The organism is Paraglaciecola mesophila KMM 241 (genome assembly GCF_000315015.1).
GTDB lineage: Bacteria > Pseudomonadota > Gammaproteobacteria > Enterobacterales > Alteromonadaceae > Paraglaciecola > Paraglaciecola mesophila.
Window position 1 is genome coordinate 13,251 of sequence record NZ_BAEP01000085.1, and the last position, 22,496, is coordinate 35,746.

A 22,496-nucleotide genomic window follows, 5' to 3' on the forward strand; every position below is an offset into this window, starting at 1 on the left:
CGTTATTGCACAGCCTGCTCTTCCCGAGCAGGACGATTATTGACGCTTACTCTGGCTTGGCCAGTACCACTTCAATTTCTATCAACATGTTCGGGCCACCGGCCAAACCTGCTATTTGAAAAGCCGAACGTGATGGTTTATTTGGCTGCTCCTTCGTACCAAAGTACTTGGTGTATGCTTTCATAAAACCACCAAAGTCCATCTTTCCGTCCATGGTTGGGTCACCCACCATAAACACCTGCATTTTGACGACATCTCCAAAATCGACGCCTAAGTCTTTAAATGAGTCTTCCAATCGTTTAAACACACTTAGTGCTTGGGTTTCGGTATCGCCGTAATATTCGCGGCTGCCCTTTTCGGCATCAGGATTAACAGGGCCTGGTGTCATACCCGCATGGAAAATTAACGTGGTGTCAGGCGTGACCTCCACTGCGCGAGAAATAGGAAACGGGTTGTTGTTAGGTAATGCGTGACGCGTCACTTCTGCAAAGCTGTTGGCACTGAATAAAGCGGCAGCAGCGGTAAGTAAAATGCGTTTGTTCATGCGTTTGATCATGTAAAGGTAACTCCTGGTTTATTTAAGTTGGCTGATATAAGCGGCGAGATTCACCGCATCAGGATCTGATTGCACCATCGAAACAGCGGCTTTCATTTGTTGTCCGTAAATGTCTTTTTGGTCATTACCGCGAATACCTTCACGAAAGTGATTAATTTGTGTAAGTACGTACCAATCATTAATGCCACTCAAGCGCGGCGCGCCTATAGCTTTATTACCGCCACCATCCGCTCCGTGGCATGCAGCGCAGCCTTGATACAAGGTTTTACCCGCATCGAGATCGCCGTGAAGGGTTGCTTCTGGCTTAGGCGATTCGGTTTGACCAATCCAACTCGCAATGGCCGAGATATCACTTGGGGTTAAGTGGCGTGTCATCGCCTGCATTTCACTGCCTGTCACGTCACCGGTGTGGGCACCACGAATGCCTTGTTTGAAATTATTGAGTTGGCGCTCGATATACCACTTTGATAGTCCTCCTAATCTTGGGGCTTGAATATTGGCATTCCCCTTCAGCTGACTACCGTGACATACGGTGCAATACTCAAGACCTTCAGGCGTGATAGCTTCAGAGGCGTGCAATGCACTGGCGTTACCCGCCAGCAATAAAACAAAAAGTGTTGATTTAAGCGACATGACTGGCACCTCCACTTTTAGAGTGAGAACTAACAAGCTGATTGAACTGTTGCAGGGCTTGCTCACTGGAAGCCAGCGCCCCTTCTTGCCAACCACTGTGATGACTAATTTGATCGCCAATCATGAAGTGACGACCTTCTGGCTTTTGCAGTAAGTGATAATACTGATCGAAGTCTTCAGGGCTCATGCGCATACCACAGCCCATTTGATGGTTCATTCGGGCCCATGGAATACTGATACCGTTTTCAATGTACTTGCTGCAGCCTGGGTGGATTTTTTCAGCGGACAACGCCCCAGCGGTGAGTCGCTCTTGCGGTGTCATTTTTTCAAATATGCCACTGACTTTCGCATCCCACGTATAAGCGCCTAATAAAATGCCTTTTTGCGCATGAATGTCATGAGACGGATACCACAGCTGGTTAATAGGGTCGGTGGTATAGCTGATACCGCCGTAAATACCGTCTCGTTCCCAAAAACGCTCGCTCATTTGATAAGCAATTTTAAACAAGTGCCCGCGCTTAACGCTGTCTAAACCTGCTTGGTATGTTTCTGAGAAGTTGTTATCGATACCGGCCATGAAGTAGGCAGGAATATTGTTAAAGCAATAGTCCGCTTGAACGGTGTGCAATTTGCCGCCCTGCTCATAGGTGACTTCTACCCCGTTGTCACGGTTATAGATTTTTTTCACTTGAGCATTAAGTACAGGCTGAGTTTTAAGATTACGTAAGAAGCCTTTAATCACGCCGTCCATGCCGCCTACTGGCTCCATTAACGGTTCACACCAGTCATACAATTCAGCGCCTAATAAACCGCCGTACCAAAACTGGCTGTCGAGCATGGCTTTTAATTCGATTGGCGCATGAGGTTTCGGAAACTCCAACATGCGATCGGTTGTAGAGCCAGCGCGCTCACTGCCTATGTATTTACCGTTTTCGGTTAAATCACCATAGGTCTGAGAAAACTTCATTAATGTGGCCACATCTTCTTCTGACATCATTTGGTCAAAATTATTCGAATCTGCTGACTTCCAAAGCAATTCGGACATCAATCCACGCACATCTGTGTGGTATTCAATAATGCGTTTTGGTTTGCCATCTAATGAGTTGTCATCGTGGAAATACGCCATCTTGCTACTATTAGCTTTGATCTGTAATGGCACATTCAATGCTCTGCAATAGTGCAACAAACGTCTATGGTGGCCGGGAATACGTGCGGGACCGCAGTTAAAGAATAAATTTTCTTGTTTATCGAATTGGCAAATTTGGGTATTGCCCATTTCGTCTATTTTATCACCGTTTCGCACGGTTAGATTACGTCCACCGGGTCTAAATGAGGCTTCTAAAATAGTGCATTGAATACCGGCTTTTTCGAGCTCGAGGGCTGTTGCCAACCCTGCTACACCAGCGCCTAGGATGAGTGCGGTGGGCTGTTCACCTTTCGCTGCGGGCTTGATTTGAACGGGTCCTGAATAACTATCATCAGGCATTAAACCTAAAGCTAAACTTGTTTTAAGTAATGCTGATGAACCACCCGCTGCCCCTACATAACTGAGAAATTGTCTTCGAGTAATATTTAGCATAATCGTTCTAACGTACTTCCTAATTTATCGTTCGATGAGGTTGGAAAATCTGGTTTATATGCTAGCGATACGAAACAAATGACAGAACGCACAATAGTATTGTGCAGCCCCATATTTTTTTTATGACCCATTCATGACGAGGCTTTCAAGGATGTTGAGGGGTAAATAAAGGGGCGAGAGAGGCGTTTTTCTAACAAAAAAGAATAAGTTATGCGGCATCAAAATTGCTTTTTGATAACAAGCAGGACGAAACATTAATCAACATTAGCGATTTTGACCGCGCTAGACACGTGGCTTTTTGGTCACCGAGCATGCGCTCTAGCTAAGAGCAAATGCTACTTAGGCATTTAATTTGCTAATTCCTCCTTAATAAGCGGTTTATTTGAGCAAGATAAGTATAAATTTGGGTATCGAATGAATACAAAACAACTAGAGTACTTTTTGGCTACTGTAGAGCAAGGCAGTATATCGGGAGCATCAAAAGTGCTTGATGTTGCACAGCCTGCCATCAGTTTGCAACTGGCGAACTTAGAACATGAATTGAAAATAAAACTCTTTGAGCGAAATTTCCGTGGTGTGTCACTCACCCATGCGGGCTCTCAATTCGAAGAGCATGCTAGGCTCATTTTAAATCAAATCAATACCGCTAAATTAGACTTGATTGGGCAGCAAACCAAGTGCAAGGGCAAGGTGATCGTTGGCCTCAGTCAATCACTATGTAATGTGCTGTCGGTGCAATTGCAAACTGAGCTAGAGCACCGCTTTCCTAATGTAGAGTTAGCCTTTAGGGTTGGGCCTTCTTATATGGTCGAAAATTGGTTTGCCGAACAGCAAATTGATATTGCTCTGTGTTACAACACCGACTTAAGCAAACATGCCGCTAGTTCATTGCCTCTTATAAGCGAAAATCTATATTTGTATATTTCACCACGACCTAAAAACCCCAGCTACAGTGAACTTTCATTGTTCGGGTCGATTCCATTTGAGTCGCTACAAGATTACGAACTCTTTATGCCAGACAGACGTGACGCTCTGCCTAAATTGCTTGAGGAGCAAGCCCAAAAGAGCGGTATTAAATTAAAAACACGTAACGCCTTTGGACAACTGATGACCACATTACATTATGTTTCTCAGGGTTTTGGCTTAGCCATTTACCCTTCATCAGCGACGTGCCACTTAGAAGCGAGTCATCAAATTCGAGCCATTAATATCACGGAGCCAGAGTTAAAACGTGAGGTTTATTTGCGCTTAGCCGAGCATCAGCATAAAAACCCCGCCGTTGCTGCTGTGTTTGAGCTTATTCGTGAAACCGCCGCAAACTTGCATGCTGATAATAGCTGGCGAGGTGAGTTGCTAGACAATAAATACCAGCAACCTTCGGTCATTAACATCGAGTCAGCTGTGGCTGGCTAAAGCTACTTAGCCTCAGCTAACGCCACAACTCAAATAGGCACAATGGTTTGCCCTAGCGCATTAATTCAAGTGCTTGGGTGCCTGTCATGCCCGGTTCAACGCCTAACGCTCGTGCGGCTTTTGAAACCAATAACACTGGTTTTTGCAGCATATCTTCATGGGTTTTTACACCTGATACAATCGCGCACGCTTCACCTGTTTTATTACACGTGTTCACATCCACATAACCGCACGCTAATAAACCTTGTTCACCTTGAACTGTGAGTAAGGGTAATTTCAATTCGATACGCTCGCGTTTAAGCTCACCCCAGTCAAAGGCTTCCCCTTGCGCTGTAGCAGTAAACATTAAGCCTAACGCGACACCCAACAACTTACTCATATTACTACTCCTGCCTTATCTTATTTATCATTTTAAAACGCAGGCTTTTGCAGTATTGATGCCATTCGGGCAAGGCGCGCTATTCAATGAAAATGCCTAAGTGAATGATATTTATGCACCAATTTAGAATGTGATTACCCCTTAGCTGCACTTAAATGCAGCTAAGGGGGTTTATTCATTTGTTATGCATGGGCATGTTTGTGAAACAGAGGTTGGCTTAAATGCTTGAATAAACCGGCGGCGTAAATGTGAGCGTACGTGAGCTAACATCTCGTGCCTCAGCGCAGCAATGCGTAACAGATCAACCCTACTATGCTGGAGATCAAAAAGCTCAAAATAGCGCCTTCTTTGACCATGTCTTTAATGGTGATTTCCCCAGTACCATAAGCAATCGCGTTGGGTGCGGTCGCAACGGGAAGCATAAAGGCACAGCTAGCGGCCATGGCTGCGGGGATCATGAATAAAGCAGGGTCATTACCTGAAGAAACCGCGGCAACGGCGAGAATAGGCATCAGCAAGGTCGCGGTTGCTGTATTACTGGTGATCTCAGTTAGGTAAGTCACGATTAAGCAAATAGCTAAAATGACCATCACCAGCGGTAAATTCGTCAAACTTAGTAACCAATCCCCTAAGATTTGGCTTAACCCTGATGCGCTAAAGCCCTTAGCCAGAGCAATACCACCTGCAAATAACAGCAGTATGCCCCAAGGGATCCTTTTGGCTGCTTCCCAGTCGAGCAGTCTGCTTCCTTTACCATTAGGCACGATGAACATCACAACTGCAGCGGTCAATGCGATGGTACTATCACCCGCATACGGTATATCAAACCAACCGCTCCAGCCGCCGAAAGGCTCATTGCGCGTTATCCATGCTAGGGCGGTTAATCCAAATACCCACAAGGTACGAGACTCTTCTTTTCGCCACGCACCCAATGTAGGCAATTCAATATCGTGCTCTAGGGTCACGTTGCGGGTTAGCCACAGGGCGATAATCGGCAGGCTAACAATAACCACCGGTACCCCCACTTTCATCCACGCCAAAAAGCCAAACTCTTGCCCTGTTTGCTCCTGATAAATAGCGGCAAATATCACGTTGGGCGGTGTGCCAATGAGCGTCCCTAAGCCGCCGACACTGGCAGAGTAAGCAATGCCTAAAATCAACGCTACTTTTAGCTTTGGGTTATCTACGTGTGACAGCACAGCTAATGCCATGGGCAGAATAATCAGCACCGTGGCCGTATTGGATATCCACATACTCAAGAAACCGGTCGCCAATACAAACCCCATCACTAATCGCCTGCCGCTACTCACGCCTACCATGCGTACCATATACACGGCAAGACGCTCATGGGCGCCGCTGCGCTCTAGTGCGGTTGATAGCATAAACGCCCCCATCAGCAGCAAAATTACGTGACTGCCCAATGCGGATGCCGCTGTGCCATGGTCTAGCACGCCAAACAAGGGTAGCAATGCGAAAGGGACGATAGAGGTAGCAGGAATAGGTATGGCTTCACTGACCCACCAAATAACCGTTAACGCAGTAATAGCTGCGGTCACTGCCGGTAGGTATTCGACTTGGGAGTATCGTAAATAACCGTAAAACAGGATCGCCAGTAAAGGGCCAATCAAAATAAAGTGCTGACGGGTTAATCGCATAACATTCGCTATCCTAATGCATTGCCTGAAGCAGGCATTTATCTGACGTCGCCCAGTTCACACTGTAAGAAGGACACATGGGCATCGGCCCCTCTCATTTACATTAATTGTAATATGCTTCTAAGGTGCGCTGGGCCGCTGTGTAAGCATCTGTTTTGATCAGAGCATCAAAGTCAGCACTGGGCGCTTTAGCGAGCTTCGTTAGACGCGGATTTATGGGTAACTCGCTCGGTAAGCTATCAATAACCTGTGCTGCAGCGTCAGGGTTATTACATACCAACACCATGTCGCAACCAGCGTTCAGTGCAGCATTTGCTCTGGCGGCAAAGTCGCCAATAAAAGCAGCCCCTTGCATCGACAAATCATCGGAAAAAACCACACCGTCGAATTGCATCTTTTGGCGCAAGTAGGTTTGTAACCAAACTTTAGAGAACCCTGCTGGCATGTCATCCACTTGTGGATAAACCACATGCGCTGGCATCACCCCATCAAGCAAGCCCATGTCGTTTAAGCGGCTAAAAATTTGCATATCAAGCTGAGTGATTTGTTCAAGGCTACGGCTATCTACCGGCATCGCAATATGCGAATCTTCTTTAACATTGCCATGCCCAGGAAAATGCTTACCTGTGGCCTTCATCCCCGCTCGGTGCATGCCTTTGATAAACTCGCTGGCAAGTTGAATCAAGGGTTCTGGCTGGGCATGAAAAGAGCGATCACCGATAACATCCGATACACCATTTAAATCAAGCACTGGGGCAAAACTTAAGTCGATATCAAATGCGAGGCATTCAGCCGCCATTAGCCAACCAAAGGTATTGCAGTATTGCTGTGCCTGACTCAAATCCTCATCAGTACGAGCGTAAATAGCACCCATTGCAGGAATAGCGCTGAATCCGTCACGAAAACGTTGAACACGACCGCCTTCATGATCCACCCCGATTAAAATCTTGTTGCGTGCAGCCAAACGAATTTGCGCAATCAGCTCTTTGAGTTGTTTTTGGTCGTAGTAGTTACGACTGAAAAGGATAACGCCACCCACCAACGGATGGTCTAGCAATTCTCTGTCTTCAGGGGTTAACTCGTAACCTGAGACATCTAACATTATTGGACCCATGAAACATCTTATAACTTGTTAAATTAAACGCACTATAAGAGAACAGCAACATAAAACAAAGCCTCAACGAGCACCTTACTTGATTAAACCTAAAATAAAGTTGCAGATGCAGCCCTAGCCTCTCGCCTATTTTGCCGTTCGCGCACAAATTGAGCGTTAGAACTGTTAGAGAAATCATAGACATAAAAATGTATGACATTCCGCGCTATGGATGATTATACTAACCCAAATCGGTTATTTTAATGAGTTGTTATGGGTTTTCACACCGTCGGATTGATAGGCAAGCAAGGGCATCAAGGAGCGAATTTAAGCTTACAGGCTTTGATTGTTTATCTTAAACAAAAGGACTGCCGAGTGATTGTGGAGCAAAGTTGTGCTTCTCAGTTAAAAGGTAACGGATTTGAAATTGCCGATCTGAATACCATAGGAACCCAAGCTGATTTAGCCATAGTGGTCGGTGGTGACGGAAATATGTTGGGTGCCGCTCGTGTTTTGGCTAAACACAATGTTGCTGTGGTAGGCATTAACCGTGGTAACTTGGGTTTTTTAACCGACATCAATCCAGATGACTTTGAACGCCAGCTCGATTCCATCTTTGCGGGCGAATGCCAAACCGAACAGCGCTTTTTACTTGAACTTGAAGTATATCGAGACGCAGAACTACAAAGTACCAATTCAGCAGTAAACGAAGTGGTAATGCACCACGGCAAAGTCGCCCATATGATGGAGTTTGAAGTTTACTTAGATGAAAACTTCGTGTTTAGTCAACGCTCTGATGGCCTTATCGTTGCGACGCCGACAGGCTCAACGGCCTACTCGTTATCAGGCGGCGGCCCAATATTAACCCCTAATTTAGACGCCCTAAGCTTAGTGCCTATGTTCCCACATACCCTCAGCGCTCGACCAATTGTTGTAGATGCAAATAGCACAGTGCGTATTAAAGTATCACCAGAAAATAAAGACAATTTGCAAGTCAGCTGCGACAGCCATATCGTGCTCACCGTCTTACCGGGGGATGAAATCATTATTCGTAAAAACCCCGCCAAATTATCCCTAATTCACCCCAAAGATTACAATTACTTCAACGTGTTACGTACAAAACTCGGCTGGGGAAGTAAACTTTACTAGTGGTATCACCAGAATAAATTTTAGACAACTGTAGGTTGCACCTAAAGGTGTAATTGGCAGGTCTTTATTTATCAATGAGTTACGGTGATTTTTACATTTAGGCAGTGGCCAAATTTACACTTAAATACCGTAACCGAAACTAAAATTTCCAGTTAACATCGTAACTAACCTAAAGAAGAACCTCGCGCTAACAATCGAGTTGATATTTCGAAAGAAAATGTAGCGCAGGTGGGTAAAATTGAGCTTTGGTAAGTATAGGAAATTTTGAAATATTGGCAAGAATTGCCTTTGAAGTATTGACCGCTGAAATGTATGGAGCGGTCAGTTTTTAAAATTCGGTTTTATCGAAATTTTGGAGTTGACTTGTTCTGCGATTTTTTAAGTTTATTTAACGTTAGTGCGTAATGCTGCTATTTGCACTATCAGCTAAACAGCCGAATAACAGTGATTCAACATTGCTGTCTCGCTTGAATATGTAAAAACCTTTTCCTGACTTAGAATGCAATACGGGGAAAATCTGCTGCTTCGATAGGGTTGCAATTGCCTTGGGAATGGGCAATTTCCGTAATTTACACCAGCGGTTAAGTACAATATAACGCTCCAGAAAACGCTCTATTTTCTTGGGTGACAAAACTTCGCCATCCTCTGGCTCAACGAACTGTTCATTTATCAACCGAATCAAATGTATTCTATGGATCTCATTTGCGTAAAAGAAAGTCTCTATTTTGCTGGGTTTGACGCAATTTTTATCTCTTTGAAAAAATTCATCCAACGCCAATATTAATTGCTCGCGATTGATACAGATATTAAACAAATGAAATTGTTCTTTTTTATTACGGACGAAAACTTCGCACCGCCCATCTATTATCAGAGATATAATATCAGCCAATCCCCAATTATTCCTTCTGACCAACTGAACCGCTTCCTCCAACGTAATAATATTAAAAGCTTCACCACTTAATTCGCGCTGCTGGATTTTGGAGTGTATTGTTCCAAACAATGCATCTACATCAATTAAGTTAAACCAATAATCTCGAGGCATATTTGATTGCTCGAATGTCTGCAACACCCCGTTTTTAACCATTGATGAGATATCAGAAATTGGACGCTGTATACACCGTGCTAGCGTACCAACATTTAGATGACCGCTGTAGCTCAATTCATCGTTAGCTAAAATTCGCCGCGCTTTCCAAATTTTCTTTGTCTGAAAAAGTTGGACATCAGGATGAGGATCTGACGAATTAGTTTGACTGATAGTAAAGGGACTGCCCTGTTGATATTGATAGTTAAGTGCAGCAAAAAAGTTATCGGATAAAAATTTCAACTCACCTGACTCTTTCCAATGTTTCACCCGATTAGCAAGCTGCTCCTCCCTGAAGGCTATATCCTCCAGCATTCTTAAACAAAACGAGAAAAGCGTTTGGTGGCATTTTATATCGGGTGGAAATGTGCGAAATGGTGTCAGCTGCGCATCATAGAGTCTCATCGCCAACGCAGCCATTTTGTAAAGTTGGTGCCAATACACGTATCGTTGAGGAGCTGCCAATTTCATGTGTTGTAATTGATAATCTGGTATTTCCTTTTTTTCAACAACAACTTCATCCCACCCTATTTTGCAGCCTTCACAATGTGAATATAGCGATGGTTTCCAATTTAGGAAAGCATCACAATTTGGGCACCTAGAAGTGAGTTCACATTGATGAATATGACAATGAGTTACATGCGCTATTCGCCAATCTTTATGCATTGCTTTCTGTTCGTGCATGCAGATTAGACAGACGTTTACCTCAAACGTCGATATATCCTGAACCGCACGCTCACTGTTGTATAGGCCACCCATTTCATTTTCAAAATTCAGTTCTAATACTTCATAATCAACTCTCACTAAAACAGATAACTCACTCAATAAGTCTTTAAAACGCAGAAAATGGCTATTTATGCTATGCAAGTCAGTACTTTTAAGTGAAAACAAACGACGTACGGTTTGAACCGAGTGATACCCATTTTGATGCGCTACTCGCAAGATGTACCCTAACAACATTTCATCTTCCTGTGGCCTAGGGCGGATAGGTAGTTCAGAATGCATCACTGTCATATAGCCCCCTCTTTTCTGCTTCTTTTTTTACTTTTGCGAACGGTGCATCGAATGGATTAAAATTAAGCGGTTTTGACAAGTTATCTGACATATAAAATACGCCTGCAAAATGCGCAGTCGTCACCACCGTTTCTACAGCCGTTGTCTCGATAACAGACTTCAAAATATATCGAATTGAGCGAGGACAGCCATCACTAGCCAACATCAAACGCACGAGGTTATTTATATTTTGGCTCAGCGAAATTTCCCCATTATCAGTTTCCAAAACAAAATTAAAACCATGCAGTTGCCGCGGAAACATCTGCAGTAATACATCCATGTAGTCGGCAAAATCCAGAGCATCATCTATATTTTTACAAGAGAAGTAATCTAAGCTCAGCGTGCAGCGAACCCGTGACCTGAGTGCATCATCAGCAGCCAATATTGCGCGAACATCTTTTTTGCCCGTAAGCACCAATGGGATTTTCAAATCATCCATTAACTCTCGTAGTAATTTAATATTCATACTCTTATCGTCCCCTCCGTCCTTGGGAACAATAGACTGAGATTCATCAAGTAAAATCATTCGAGTACCTTGCGTCACGATCTGCTTTTTCAAGCGCAGACGCCTTAAACCAATACTACAACTAGCTGGCATTGGGTCGCCAAGCGCATCTAGCAGATTTAGCAACATACCACCCAGCGTATTTTCAGGCGGCACTCTAAGATACAAGACCGGTCTAGATGTCATTTCAGGTGTATCGATGATCGGATAGTTACTGTGAATTTTTTGGAGTAAAAAACTCTTACCCGCCCCCACTGGCCCCATAAGAATCAACGCTTCTTCGACCGTTCCTCCATATTCAAGAATGTGCTTGATAGTTTTGTATGCGCGTTCAAATCGGGGATACCACACAATTCGCTGCAAAAATTCGTCTCGCTGTAAAATCACGGCTCTTTTATCAATGACTATATCCATTTCAACTAGACCCCGAGCGCTTGCGGGTTATAGTGCGACGGTTCGCATGTGAACTATCAACTTCATCTTCTACTCTGACTGTCCGAGTCGTGTCATCGGTCGCCAATCTTGACGTGCCCTCGATTAATACTTCTGGCATATTATATACCTCATGCTCTACAACTCGCGATTGTGGAGCTGAGGCATGATTTGCGGAATTTTTACTGGATTTGCTGTGTGCGTCATGCTTTGGCCCAATAGATTCATAGCGCTGGGTTTCGAAACCTTCTGTAGCCGCTGCTTTAGTTGCTTTGTATTGCGCAAGCCTTGTGCCGGGCTGTATCGTTTTATCCCGCGCGGGCACGATAATCGACTCCAGCGCGCCAGGGACCAGCACTGTGACTGATGAAATATCATTGCGATTAAAAATAACCTCAACTTGAACTTGTTTTTCTTTCTGCCGATTTTTCATCATCGAAAAACGAAGCTCTTTTAGCTGAGTGCTGTGATAGCAGATATTTTCAATTTGCACACCATGTGTGGCTTGAATTGTTCTTTTGAAGGTTGCTCCTACTAATGAATTAATCACAGCTAAATCAGGTGCTGGGCGTTTGAAATAAGTACCTTCACATTTCAACATCATTTGCGCGGGTGTTAATCCATCTAGCCCTGAGTGTGGGTTTTGATGATAATAATCGACGATGTACTCTTCTAGATAACGCGTGAAAGTTTCCAGCGAAACGACAGCGGCCTGCTCAACTGTTTTTTCAAAGTTATATCTATCAAGTCGTTTGCCCAGATACCCTGGGATATTGACCATCAATTGCTCGCGAAGTGTTAGATTAAAGCGTTCGATAAAAGGCCGACGTTGAGATTTTTTTGATTCGGAGCGGTGTAAATCAGCATTGAGCATTGCACATACTCGCAATGTATTTTCAGCGATAAACGCCGGTCCATTATCTGCGTGAAAGCAATACGGCACTCCCACGCAAACCCACTCATTGATATAATTGCCATTTCTCAATTTGGGCGAGACAATATGCTGAAGTAAGTTTTTTGCTCCTTCTGAAGACTCAGCCGGATTTAAACCATGCACTATTGAGTAACCCAAAATATATCTTGTGTGAACGTCAATAGCTAAAAAAAGAATAACTTTGCCACTATACTCTCCCGTGTCTTCATCGACTAAACCAAGATTGAGGTGCACTGCATCAATCTCGACGCGCTCGCCGGGAAAATTTGTCACGATTTTTTCGTTGCTATCTCGATACTTATTTCGAGCGACAGCTAGTCCTTTTTGTGCAGCGGTTACTTCAAAAGGATCAAGCGAGTCGAGTATATTATCAAGAGCCGTTTTCGACATAGGCTTACCGCTCAGTTCGAATTTGCTTTGATTTGCTTCTTTTTCAAATTCAGCGACATAATGTCGATAGAGCGCACTGCGATTATCAGCAAATTTAACCATAAAATACTTATCAATGATGAACATCGCAAAATCAAGTTGTGCTCCCGTCACAGGCTTGATTCGACTTTGTTTTACATTTATAAAAGCACTTATATTTTTACCAACTTTTTCCCATTTTTTACTCCAACGATAAAGCTGCATTTCGTGAGGAGGGTTTTTATCACCGATACGTGAACTGATATAATTAATGACTTTTTCGCGTGTCGTGACAGAGCCGGGATGAGGCCGAGTTTCAAGTTCATTGAGATATGCCAGAATACGTTCAGCTTCTGCTAATTTATTGCCGTCAGTGATAGGGTTGACGACAACCTGCGCGGTAGGCTTTTCAACAGTGATTAAGCCGCTGCAATAGCCTTCTTGCCATTGCTCCGCCATCAGCATCAGCACCTTGTTCGATGTTATGTCTTGTAGAACTAAATACTCAGAATGCGCAGTACTAATCTTATATTGCTCACCGTTGTATCTAACTAACATACCTGCCTGAAAAAGCCCGTGCGTTTGTTTAGCGATTATCGATTTTTTCGTAGAAGTATCGTAATTCATACAATCACCTCCGCGAGCGACTCTCTCGTAATTACATCGTCAGTCACACAGCGAATTTGCTGATGTGAGAGCATGATCATCGGATAGTAACTTTCTACGTTAAATCGACTGCAAATCTCCTCGGTAGACTTCAATGTTGCTTCACCCTTGCTGGATACATAATCAATGACCGCATTGCTAACACTGTTTACCAGTGGAAGCCTGCGATAGGCTTTAAGTTGCCTATATTGATTTAGCCGCATTGGAGAAATTTTTGACTCTGTAAACAACACAAGTTTGAGTCCGGTGCGCTCGAAAACGATGCGAGAGTGCAACTCAAATTTAGCTTTAAACCTGTCAGATAGTGTTTTGCTTTTTGGCTTAACTTCGACAAATTCGTGTGTTCCGTCCGCATATTCAATACAAATGTCCGGCGTATACCGTCGCCAACCGTGCTCATTGCTGGTATTAATAAAAGAATCCGGCTGCGTAATGTAGCTTTTAACGTTTTTATCGAAGTCCAATGTCAATGAAATGTCACTCTCGAGCATGGACTCCATGTACTGCATCGAACTCGATTTGGGGCTATAGCTGTTGCGAGCAATTTTTGAGATTGTCGCTTTGTTGATTTGTCTTGCTAATGTCATGATGTCACTCTAAAAAAGTAAAAATGAGAAATAACACTAGCTCAACTTTTTCCGAACACCAATTCGAAAAAACTAATAAGCCCTTGTTTTTTAAGCAATTAATATTAGATAAAATAAATAATGCAGAAGAAAAATAAGATGTAACAGTACTAAATGACTGATAAAATTTGAATTATTTTAGAGTTATTTTAATGGAAAATAATTAGGTTTGACGCCCATTTATTCTTAGGTCAATAATAAATATACTTATAACAAAGAGTGCAGTGGTGGCAAGAGAGCCTTAAAGACCCAGTTTTTTCTACGTTGCAACTTTTTTTTACTTAAATGCTCGTCAAAAAAACTTGCTATAACAGGCAAGCCATCCCTTACATCTTCTAACGCCTTTAACTCCGCCTTTCTACCTTCTACTAATGGTTTAAACTCGCTCCGCATGATTTCTTCTGATGCTGCGCCCTGTTGCCATGCAGTAAGTGTCCCTTCTAAGCGATTTAGCCAACGCACCCATAGAAATCGTATAAAAGCACTTTGCTCAGCTGAAATGCGGAATATTGTATCCTCAGGCTTTGGTTTAGCTGGGAGATCTCGTTGCAAAAACTCAACTGTCAATACACTTAAAATAGCGTCATAAAGCTCGACTTGAAATTCGGCCTCTTCACGATTGTCTATACTTACGACAACGCTCTTTTTTAAATCAGCTAGAAGCCCGATAGCACGACTAGTAGGCCAATCAAGGTGATTAGCCCAGTTATATATTAGTGTTGTCGCGAGTTCGCGACGAGAACGTTCTTGATTTTGTATAATAGCAAACGCTGCTACTAAAAAGCTTACTACCGTCAAAGCTATTTTTAAGACTTCTACTATCCATAAATTATCCATAGCAATCATTCCCAAAATATAGATTTTTTCCTGTGAATCAAGAGTTAGCTATTGGTAAATATTTTGGCTCGCTTGTACCCGCTTATTGGGTCTGTAATTGTAATGTAAGAAGTAGCCAAAGAGATTGTTACAATCCTCCGTGTAATGGTCTGTCCAGAGGATGTGTTCTTGCCATGCCAACTCTCCAAGTAAAGATGTGTCTTCCGCGCGATTACCTATTTCCTTGAGACTTATCAAATGTGCTATATGCTCTAAAACACCGTACTGAGCCGCACTAGCCGATAGCCCAAACCTCTGCATTAAGCGTAAGGGTAACCAAGTTACAACCTTTTGGTACAACCAGTGTTCCTTTTTGATAGCAGAAAGCTCAAAGGAACTACAGGTATTGCAAACCACTTTGTCTATTGGTTCGCGAAGGCGGTACATTGGTTTCCCCCAGCCGCTTTCTTTCCACTCATCAGGATTGTCGCCATCGCTTAGATTGTAAGTTTCTTGCAAAAATTTGCATGAATGTTCAAATTCGGCTTTTAAGTCACGTCTAGATGAGGTTAAGTTCTCCTTTATGTGTGACAAAAATCTTCCAAATATTTGATAGCAGAATAATCTGTATTTTCTAGTATCGAGTATCAACTCGTGCCAAGCCCAGTCAGCTATCTGGGGGAGTATGATCGTTTTGTTTGGTTGATGAATTTTCACATCAAAAAAAGCTCCTAAATACTTTATAGCTAATTCAGCGTCTGACGACGAAATTTCATATTTATCGAAAATCAAAGGCTGAAGGTGACGTATGTGCATTGTGATTAAAGGATTACACTTGATGCCCATATCATTTACTCCTGTGTTTTCATTACTTTTTTAGATAGTCAAAGTATGGAGGAAAGCCAAAATCCACTCACCTGTTATGATCACGTGAAAATAACTCCGGATGACAACAATCACTAAGTATAATGCGCTTGGTTGGGTAATCTATTGCAGACAACAATTGGTCGCGTTAACTCAAGTCATCTAGTTTAATGGCAATCATTCCATTTTCTCCAGCGGGAATCACCACTACCTCTTCCCTGATACGTCTTATGGCAGAGCCAGAGCTGGGGTTTCGTCTAGTAACTTTTTTAGTTATAGGCTCAGTGATGACTAATGGAAGCTCATAAACATCATCTAACCGCTCAGAATCAATTATCACTTCTGCTTTTCCAATAATATCTGCATCTTCATCCTCTTCGATAAGGTCCGTCAACGAAGTACCAGTAGTTGAAGTTATACTTCCAACATAAGCACTTCCAAAGCCTTTCGTCCAGACACCTAAGATTCCAGAAAGAAGCGACTTGAAAAAAGTTTTGAATGCTTTTTCTCCGGGAGTATCTTTGTCCACTGAGACGATTTCTATCGAGAGCTTGGCCTTCCCCCTTAATCCAGTTTTGAATATCAACGACTTTGAAAAATCCTCACTCCATCGGCCGTTTAACTTATCCATTGCATCTTTAGTGCTGATAGTAGTGACATTCTCTACAACAGCGGAATTTTCGAACGGCTGCTCAAGCGCAAACCTCAGCAAAATAATGTCTTCATGGTCGTCATTTGGTCCGAATTTATTTAGTTTGATATTGCTGATCAGTAGTTGAATCGCTTTCTTTTCCATTTCTTGTTCTCTCCATTAATTTTCGCGCAGGCGTATTTTTAACGTTTCAGATTTACGTCAACAACAAGCCACTCTCGATAAACGAAATTCTTGTAGACCCCAGCTACGTTAAGTTTTTGCAATAGTTGAAATGCAACTAAGCAGGCATAAATACGCAACTACGATTTCCATTTCCAAATGTAGATATCCTCTGGTAAACCTTTAACAATGGCTTCTTCTTTAATTTCTCTTGCGGTTTCTAACGAAACATATGATGCGATCATCACTCCAAAATACTTGCTAACACCAAACGGCTCATACACCTTAGCATTAAACCCTTTGTCAATAAGTGAATTGGCTTGAGCAGTCGCACTAGCATCGTTCGTATGTGACCCAACGATTACAAACCACCCCTTATTAATTTTACCCGTAGCGCCGTACCAAAGCCTTTGAATCAATGACGGCGTATTGTGTTGACCTATAACAGGTTCTGATTCAAGTTCAGTAATTGCGTGGGCTTGCGAGAAGAATGAAAGTGAAAAAAATGTTCTATCACGTTGTTCCGGCGGTAACACATATCCAACACCGTTGGGAATGACATTCGCTCGAACATCCGGTTGATTAGCTAGTTGCTCTGAAAGCACTTCTATTTCTTCTTTTGCATTCTCTAAGCTACTTGTGGTGACCATGCCTAGAATAATTGCAGGGGCCATAACCCCCAACTGAAAAGCCTTAGAGATTAACTTTTCTTTGTTTATCCAAACGACAAACCCGCCAACGAACATAAGCCCAAAGACTTTTATACAATATCCAATCGCGTGTTCGCTCGAGTCTACAACACGATTTGTAATTTCAGCGGCGTCTAGCGAAACAAATTCAACAGCTAGTGGTGCTATTGCAGCTACTGCTCCGACAATGACAGCGACTTTCTCTTCCTTGCACATTATAAATCTCCCAATTTTTTATCACCTCGCAGCTCTTCGTTTAGCTACTGCAGTGTAATAGAGTAAACCTCATTCGGCGTTTTAAACTGCTCTCTAGGTTTGCCACTCCTACTTTTTTCTTTGAGCAACCAAGTCTTCACGTCAACTATCACTTGCCCATCAGGATTTAAGGAAAAAGCCAAGGTAGAGAAATGCTCTTTCGTTTTAGTATAATCACCTATCCCAAAAATCCCGCCTGTACGCTGTGATGACACTCGCCAAAAGTGTTCAGGATAATTCACTTCCTGTTTTGGTATTCCCTCACTTTTGATTGGGGGAAAAGTCTTTATTTTTTTTGATTTGCTAGCGGCAAACCTACCGTCAATACCGGTAAGGTTAGACATGGGTGAAGCAATTATTTCGTGAAGAGTACGGCCGCTATTACCGAGACTTATATTTGATATTCGTCCGTAGTGAACATCCCCAGAAAGTACCAGCACATCGTGGGCGCATTTTGATAACGCTTCTAGCACTCTTGAATACTGTTCGTGATAATCGGCCAAGTTTCTATCAATCTCACCGCCGGGTTTAACAATAAGCGGCTGACTGAGAACGAGAACACCAGGGCATGTTAGGGTCGTTATCCAGCCTTCTAATTCAGATAAGTCTGTCTCTGACATAAACCTATTTTCGGACGGCTTGCTCTTATTGTATTCTGTGCGCTGAGTTCGTGTATCTGCGAGCAAAAAAGAAATTTGTTCACTAATATCAATTTGCCGAAGGGGCAAAATTCGTTGAACATTTTTAACGCCATCTAGAGCGCTTTTTTCCCAAATTTCCTTAATCGTTCGATTTGCATGAAGCATCCATAAATAGGGATTTTTGCCGGTAGTGTGGGGGTAATTATTCCAGAACTCATGATCGTCGGCTAACATCCATGTACCACCATGTCGCAACATTCTGCGTAATCTTAACCAAGACAACGCATAATCTTCTGCAATACGCTCCTGAACTTCTTGATACACAGGGGAAAGCGAATCGAGTCCAATATCTAAGTAGACTTGGTCACCTGTTAAAAACTTTATATCAGGTTTCTCTTCTTCCTTACCTGACGCTAGTAATGCTTCGTATGCTTGACCAACTGCGAAATCATCATCATCCGGATAAAAGCAACTACCGAGCATAACAACGAGCGGTTTAGCGAAATCCTTTGTGGTGAGTTTTTCTGGTAGTGTTCTAAAGCTACCAAATGAAAGTTGTCTAGCATCAATAAATGAAGGGAGACCAATGTCTTGACTAGGACGGTGAAGCTCAACTTTATAACAACAACCTGGCTTTAGTCCTTGAAGGAATTCGACGCCATAGAACCGTTGACCAGAACCTTTGAAAGGCTTCTTAAGTTTTCTTCCATCTATTTCAATAGTTGTAACATGAGCACTTGATTCAGTGCCAGCACCCATAGACTTTGTTTCGTGAACATGAAGTGCGAATAACTCATACTTTCTCATGTCACTTTTTAATGTCCCAAACCATATAGCAGCTGTGGTTTGAGTGACTTCATGAATAACAATAGACCAGTTATTACGCATTCCGTTGCTCCTTCACACTTTAATATAGATAGCACTTAATAACTCCATTTGATTAAGTGCTGCTCATATTACTTATAGTGCAATTTCATAAAAAACAAACTTTTTGTATGAAATTTAACCATGAAATCAAATTTTACCACTACCGTTTAAGTAAGCTGAGTCCCCGATCGGTTAACCTGAAGCCTATCTCATTATTTTCTAAAACACATTGTTTAATCAAAGCAACAGCTTTGAGTTCATTTATCTTAACCAGATTGCGCTTCTCACTTCTTCGTCTATCCGTTGATAGCGCGCGATAAGGAATACTGTTTGTGGATATTAATTCGCGAAAGTAATCGAAATCGCTGAACTCCAAAAACATATCGCTAAGCACACCAGATCGTCGATTGATCAATCGAATGACAATGTTCCTAGTTATCATCCACCTGCGATATATTTTGTCACAAACCTCCGTTTTAGCTTTGTCATATATAAAAGTAGCTCTCGAAAAAAAATCTTGAATTTCTCGCACTTGCTCTGTCGACAACTCATCTTCAGCGACAGCGTAAAAAATATTTTCAATTATGTCGTCGATATAGTTATGAAAAATCGCCTCCAAAAAATAACGATCGCTTGGCTCTTTTATAAAGATAATCAAAAGTTGGTTGATTTGATTAAGCTCGTATAATCCGTATGAACGAAGCCTTGAAATTTTACACAATGCATTCACCGCTGCATCGCTTAAATTGGACTGTTTTGGCTTAGAGTCTGTCATCGATATCTCGCTGAAGCAGGTTTGAGTTTGAAAGAGTGCAAGTAGTGAAAGCTTGAATGTTCTTTCGCTTCGCACTTTTTGACATATTTTTTAAGTTGTCGCTTGTTGTAGTTGTTTTGAGATATCAATCTGCGTTCATAAATTCGCTGACCTCTTTTTTTGACTGATGCAATATACTCGTACGTGACTACCCTCGTTGGGGAAGGCTTACATTGAGCGTAGAGCACAGAAATTCTGCGACTATTTATTCGCTTTAGCTTTCGTTTCACGAGATTGAGTACTGTGGTTTAACACATACAACAGGTCAGATGAGTAGTGATGTTTTGCCATATTTAACGCCTCGCTTGCTCTTTTCAGTGTCATTAGCTTACATAGAAAAGTGCTAGTGATGCCAACATCAAAACGCAATAAATGTACATTTTTTGTTCTTTTACATGGTTCTGTGCTAGTCTAAAAATACCAACTAACACATTGTAAAATATACATATTTTAACGTTTATTATTTAATTTTACTTAATATTTAGTTTAATAAACAAGCTAACTGTTCTTGGCAGGAGATGCCTGACGAATACGCATGTGAACTGCGGCTACTGGAGGGGGCTATTCGTATATAATACCTTAAACTGCGGGTCTGTTTCTCTTTCAAGAATGAAGTTTAATCTTTCCCTATTCCAGCCTGTGCTGTAACTCTGCGTAAGTGAGTCGCATAATGTCACGTATCAGGGCCTAACAGACTTATTGAGTTACACCTTGGACTTGGCCTCACATCGCACTTTAGGACATCTAATACTTTAGATAAAGTGTGTCATTTAACCTAAGCTACAACCTACTAGGAATATCAACATGTGCGGATTATGCATCGAAGGCGTTTTTCTCTCTGGTTGGAAAAACGGCACATTTTCGCCTACGAATATGCTTGAAGCGCCAGATTTTATGGGCAAGGAAGTTGAAGCTGCTCACTTAGTTTCAGAGTTGGTGAGTACAGGTACGACATCTGTTGAAGGCCTTTTGTCTCACTATGCTAAATATCCCATAATTGTATGGTCCTTATATTATGTAGCCCGGCAAACCCCTTTGAAGCAAGAGCATCTAACAATATGTGACACCCACCTTCGAGAACAAAAATTGCTTCGTGCGATGAGTGATAGTCCTTGGAAACGTTTCGAGGAAGACTTTCCACTTGTGACTGAGTTTCTTGATAATATAACGATAACGGAGATCAACAAACATTATGATAATGCGCTACTTGATGAGATAGAGCGTTGCCTACTATCCATTCACGCTGACGGCTATTATAAATGGGAAGCCTCCTCACCAATGCAGGATATTTTTAATTTCTCGATCATTGAACTTCATGAAAGTGAAAAGAGTGAGCTTTTTGTAGACTGGCCACTTGAACTATTCATGCTTGCAGAGACGTTACTACGATTACGACCCAATTCATGGGTATTAAGCTTGGTGCTTTCTATAGACCTTGCAGCCCAATTTGACAGCTACTACCCAGCTTGGCGACGATACATTGCAAATCACTTTTTTGAAGTACTTAGCCCAACGGCATTTTTACCACTAGGGAACTCGTTGCCTTTGATGGTTATCAGCGCGCTTGCTCAACGCCATATTGATAATAAAGTACGGATTTCACAGCTATTAGCAATTGTGGAAAGCCGAAAAAGTGATGAGCAAATCTTCCCGGAGCAGCTTGCCCATGAGCTGCGTGATACCTTTGAAAGGTTATAGAGAGCTTACCGTATAGCCAGTTAACGCTCTTTATTCAGAGTTTAGTCTCTGTCATGACCAGCAAAGAATTGACGTAAGAGAGTGGTTCGATTAAATCGTTCAACATCGGCATTATGTGTGACTTCTTTCCTTGTAATGAAGTTTTCCATCTTAATACAGCGCAGAATCAATGCTAGATCGTATTATTATTAAATTTAATACGACCTAGCAGTAACGTGGCTCCCGTTCTAAAAGCTTACTCCAGATTACAATTTGTTAAGATATAGAACCGTTTTCCAATCAAATCCGTTTTCGACTCTTCCACTATTCCAAGCTTCGTACATTTGCGTTAATTGGTTATTAACATCAGAAAAATCAAAATAATGTCTATTATGAGACAGTCTGTGCCTCCAATAGCCTACGCCTTGATCAAATCCCACGCTGTACTCGCTTCCATTTTCAAACTTCAGGACCAATTCCCGTCTGTGAGATATGTGTTTTTTATCGTCATGAAGATCCAAAAAGCACGGAACATTGATGCCCTTATCAAACCATAAATTCATTACATCAGTCATATCAGCCGTAACAGACCAATCATGATTTATGAGTTTGCCGCTTGATTGCTTGCTTGAAAATAAAGTCTGAAGTTCAAACGTAGTGTTTGATGATCTTGGCAAAGCTCTAATAAGCTCACCAAACAAGATAATGTACCAGGGAGACTGCAAATATCTGTCTGTATATTTGATTTCCCTAAGTCTGCTACTTTCTAGATCATCTTTCAATGAAGGAAATGAACCGCCAATAAGCGACCAAAATCTATCGCCGAATGTTCTAATTTCGCCATTTAGCTCTGAACTAAATTCTATGCGTTTTCCACCTCCCTTTTCAGTGTCACCC

General features: G+C 42.3%; 20 protein-coding genes. 3 read left to right on the forward strand and 17 right to left on the reverse strand.

Annotated elements, in window-relative coordinates:
• Positions 1-46: 46 nt before the first annotated feature.
• The 3 genes from GMES_RS20860 to GMES_RS20870 are packed head-to-tail and all read right to left on the reverse strand — an operon-like array spanning position 47 to position 2,768.
• Positions 47-556 carry a RidA family protein gene (locus GMES_RS20860; RefSeq protein ID WP_006994804.1) on the reverse strand — a complete coding sequence of 170 codons (510 nt, stop codon included), beginning with the start codon at positions 554-556 and terminating at the stop codon, positions 47-49.
• A gap of 18 nt (positions 557-574) precedes the next feature.
• Entirely contained in the window at positions 575-1,189 is a 615-nt protein-coding gene (locus GMES_RS20865; protein ID WP_006994805.1) for a c-type cytochrome, read from the reverse strand.
• Positions 1,179-2,768, reverse strand: a complete 1,590-nt coding sequence (locus GMES_RS20870; RefSeq protein WP_033187503.1) for a flavin monoamine oxidase family protein — start codon at positions 2,766-2,768, stop codon at positions 1,179-1,181. Before GMES_RS20870 ends, GMES_RS20865 begins: the two co-directional genes overlap by 11 nt.
• Positions 2,769-3,182: 414 nt before the next feature.
• Between GMES_RS20870 and GMES_RS20875 the strand changes: the two genes are divergently transcribed.
• Positions 3,183-4,181, forward strand: coding sequence for a LysR family transcriptional regulator (locus tag GMES_RS20875; RefSeq protein WP_006994807.1), 999 nt, complete (start codon positions 3,183-3,185; stop codon positions 4,179-4,181).
• Positions 4,182-4,233: 52 nt separating this feature from the next.
• Here GMES_RS20875 and GMES_RS20880 read toward each other — a convergent pair whose 3' ends face one another.
• From GMES_RS20880 to nagZ, 3 genes are all read right to left on the reverse strand, one after another.
• Positions 4,234-4,560 (reverse strand): YunC family protein, encoded by a 327-nt coding sequence (locus GMES_RS20880; RefSeq protein ID WP_006994808.1) that lies wholly within the window; start codon positions 4,558-4,560, stop codon positions 4,234-4,236.
• 278 nt (positions 4,561-4,838) lie between these two features.
• A complete protein-coding gene (locus GMES_RS20885) occupies positions 4,839-6,215 on the reverse strand; it encodes an SLC13 family permease (RefSeq protein ID WP_006994809.1) in 1,377 nt (458 codons plus the stop codon).
• Positions 6,216-6,318: 103 nt separating this feature from the next.
• Positions 6,319-7,329: a beta-N-acetylhexosaminidase gene (gene nagZ, locus GMES_RS20890; protein WP_226990355.1), complete on the reverse strand. Its 1,011-nt coding sequence runs from the start codon at positions 7,327-7,329 to the stop codon at positions 6,319-6,321.
• Between the two features lie 252 nt (positions 7,330-7,581).
• On the opposite strand from nagZ, the gene nadK reads away from it, so the two are divergent.
• A complete protein-coding gene (gene nadK / locus GMES_RS20895; protein WP_006994811.1) occupies positions 7,582-8,457 on the forward strand; it encodes an NAD(+) kinase in 876 nt (291 codons plus the stop codon).
• 394 nt (positions 8,458-8,851) lie between these two features.
• Here the strand turns inward: nadK and GMES_RS20900 are convergent, their stop codons facing one another.
• From GMES_RS20900 to GMES_RS20945, 10 genes are all read right to left on the reverse strand, one after another.
• Positions 8,852-10,552, reverse strand: a complete 1,701-nt coding sequence (locus GMES_RS20900) for a TniQ family protein (RefSeq protein ID WP_039987963.1) — start codon at positions 10,550-10,552, stop codon at positions 8,852-8,854.
• A complete protein-coding gene (locus GMES_RS20905; RefSeq protein WP_006994813.1) occupies positions 10,533-11,510 on the reverse strand; it encodes a TniB family NTP-binding protein in 978 nt (325 codons plus the stop codon). The genes GMES_RS20900 and GMES_RS20905 overlap by 20 nt, the downstream gene beginning before the upstream one ends.
• A 1-nt stretch (position 11,511) precedes the next feature.
• The gene (locus GMES_RS20910; RefSeq protein WP_006994814.1) at positions 11,512-13,497 is read right to left on the reverse strand and encodes a TnsB C-terminal domain-containing protein; all 1,986 of its coding nucleotides are present in this window, start codon (positions 13,495-13,497) and stop codon (positions 11,512-11,514) included.
• A complete protein-coding gene (locus tag GMES_RS22045) occupies positions 13,494-14,123 on the reverse strand; it encodes a TnsA endonuclease N-terminal domain-containing protein (protein WP_006994815.1) in 630 nt (209 codons plus the stop codon). Before GMES_RS22045 ends, GMES_RS20910 begins: the two co-directional genes overlap by 4 nt.
• A gap of 246 nt (positions 14,124-14,369) precedes the next feature.
• Positions 14,370-14,999: a hypothetical protein gene (locus tag GMES_RS20920; protein ID WP_006994817.1), complete on the reverse strand. Its 630-nt coding sequence runs from the start codon at positions 14,997-14,999 to the stop codon at positions 14,370-14,372.
• Positions 15,000-15,047: 48 nt separating this feature from the next.
• Positions 15,048-15,824, reverse strand: a complete 777-nt coding sequence (locus GMES_RS20925) for a UCP032817 domain-containing protein (RefSeq protein WP_006994818.1) — start codon at positions 15,822-15,824, stop codon at positions 15,048-15,050.
• 166 nt (positions 15,825-15,990) lie between these two features.
• A complete protein-coding gene (locus tag GMES_RS20930) occupies positions 15,991-16,638 on the reverse strand; it encodes a hypothetical protein (protein WP_006994819.1) in 648 nt (215 codons plus the stop codon).
• Positions 16,639-16,796: 158 nt separating this feature from the next.
• A complete protein-coding gene (locus GMES_RS20935) occupies positions 16,797-17,561 on the reverse strand; it encodes an SPOR domain-containing protein (RefSeq protein ID WP_006994821.1) in 765 nt (254 codons plus the stop codon).
• A 44-nt stretch (positions 17,562-17,605) separates the two neighbouring features.
• Positions 17,606-19,129, reverse strand: a complete 1,524-nt coding sequence (locus GMES_RS20940; protein WP_006994822.1) for a metallophosphoesterase family protein — start codon at positions 19,127-19,129, stop codon at positions 17,606-17,608.
• A gap of 139 nt (positions 19,130-19,268) precedes the next feature.
• Complete coding sequence (locus GMES_RS20945; RefSeq protein WP_006994823.1) at positions 19,269-19,883, reverse strand: hypothetical protein; 615 nt, start codon at positions 19,881-19,883, stop codon at positions 19,269-19,271.
• A gap of 843 nt (positions 19,884-20,726) precedes the next feature.
• Between GMES_RS20945 and GMES_RS20950 the strand changes: the two genes are divergently transcribed.
• Positions 20,727-21,620, forward strand: a complete 894-nt coding sequence (locus tag GMES_RS20950; RefSeq protein WP_006994825.1) for a hypothetical protein — start codon at positions 20,727-20,729, stop codon at positions 21,618-21,620.
• Between the two features lie 245 nt (positions 21,621-21,865).
• On the opposite strand, the gene GMES_RS22595 is transcribed toward GMES_RS20950, so the two are convergent.
• A partial coding sequence (locus GMES_RS22595; protein WP_039987969.1) for a hypothetical protein occupies positions 21,866-22,496 on the reverse strand: 631 nt, incomplete at its 5' end.